Source organism: Pseudomonas fontis (assembly GCF_028656955.1).
GTDB classification, from domain to species: domain Bacteria; phylum Pseudomonadota; class Gammaproteobacteria; order Pseudomonadales; family Pseudomonadaceae; genus Aquipseudomonas; species Aquipseudomonas fontis.
In genome coordinates this window covers 1-1,804 of sequence record NZ_JAMDGY010000070.1, presented here as the reverse complement: position 1 = coordinate 1,804, position 1,804 = coordinate 1, and the positions used below count along the sequence as shown (strand labels likewise).

The following is a 1,804-nucleotide window of genomic DNA, read 5'->3' as shown; positions in this document are numbered from 1 at the left end:
ACCAACAGTATCACCCGACGCGAATTTCGTTGTCTAGACGCGCAACGCCAGACGTGGCGCGGCCTGCGCGCCGGTCGGCCTAGCTGATTCCCGCTCGCAGAACAAAACCACCCCGACGCGGGTTTTCAGCCCGTCGCAGCACGCCCGGACGACCCAAATCAGCCGACGACAAAAAGGCCCCTGGCGGTTCGGTGGCGAAGCCATCGGACCGCCAGGGGCCAACAAGCGCAGCGCGTTAGGCTTCGGGGTTCAAAGGGGTTTCCCCTTTGGTACGGTCGATTGGTTACGAATGGCGCAGCTCATTTGTAAACAGTCGGTAACGTGCCTCACCAAATTACCCGCAGGCTCTGCGTTCAAGGGATTCTCTCTAAATCTCTCTAAGTCGCTCTAAGTCGCTCTAAGTCGCTCTAAATTGATCTGATTTTCTCTAGTTTGCACTAATCGAAAAGCTCGCCTCCCTACAAAACGCTAATCCAACGGGGTATCGGGGCGCAGCCCTGATCAGGGTTTTGTGGCCACCGACTGCGTGCAGGCGGTGGCCACAAAACATTTCCTGTCCGGCATTTGCATCTGCTCCGATAGCCCCCTGACAACCTGTTCAGGTGTTTATCGCTCGACTCGTAGAGGCGGCTTTTCGGGATTCAAAGGGCTCCCCTTTGGCACCGGATGTATACATCCATAGCGTGCCTGTATTTTTCGCCGTTGCTTGAGGCCGCTTCGCGGCCTACGGGGATGTCAGGTATTAGTAGGGACTTTGCGGGGTGTTTGTAGGGGATTTGTCAGGCCGCTGGGCATCTGGAGGGGACTTGCGGGGTGTTTGTCAGGCCTTTGCAGGCAAGTTGTCAGGCCAACTCGCTTTCTTCATCCGCTTCGGCGTCCAAGGCCGTCAACAGGGCTTCGACGGGGCCATCTGGCAAGGTTTCAGCTGTGGTTTCACTGGCCGAATGTTGCCGTTGCAACCGTGCCGGATGGGTGGCCGTGTGAATCTCCTTGAGCGCACGAATACTGACCTGGGTGTAAATCTGCGTGGTGTTCAGGCTGACATGGCCGAGCATGGCTTGGATGAAACGAATATCGGCGCCGTTCTCCAGCATCAGCGTGGCCATGGTGTGGCGGAACAAATGGCAACTGCCACGCTTGCCGATGTTGGCTTTTTCGATGTGTTCGCGCACCAGTTGCGTCAGGCGGTTGGGGCTAAATCCTTCGCCCTGCTGGGTCAAAAACAAGGTGCCATCGTCCTGACCCAAGACAAAATGGGGCCGCACGTCGTCGCGGTATTTGGTGATCCACGCCAAGGCCCGCTCGCCGATGGGAATCATCCGGTCTTTTTTGCCCTTGCCCTGACGAATCATCACCGTGCCGCGCTCGTAGTCGATAGCGCTCCAGCTCAAGCCAATCAGCTCCATGCGGCGCATGCCGGTGCTGTAGAGGGTTTCCAGCATGGCACGGTCGCGGATGCCGGTCGGGGTTTGGGTGTCCGGCACATTGAGGATACGTTCGGCTTCGTCGCTGCTGAGGATATGTTTCGGCAAGCGCTGCTCCATCCTCGGTAGATCAAGGTCAGAAGCCGGGTTGTACAAGATGCGGTTGGTTTTGGTCAGCCACTTGAACCACACCCGAATCGGCGTGATGCGCACCGTTTGGCTGCGGGCCGACAGCGCTTCGCCGTCGGCTTTTCGGTAGAGAAAAAGATGACGCTGGTAGCGCTCTAAAATCGGCCGGGTGATTTCTTGCGGCCGGGTCAAACCCCGCTCGTCACACCAACGGATAAACGCAATCAGCAGGTGTTCGCGGTTGCCCACGG

Annotated in this window: 1 protein-coding gene; it reads right to left on the bottom strand. The window is 57.9% G+C overall.

Going from position 1 to position 1,804, the window contains the following annotated elements; all coding sequences use genetic code 11:
- Nucleotides 1-842 precede the first annotated feature (842 nt).
- Nucleotides 843-1,804: site-specific tyrosine recombinase XerC (gene xerC, locus M5G11_RS20440; protein WP_273914084.1), on the bottom strand; the 962-nt coding region annotated here is incomplete at its 5' end.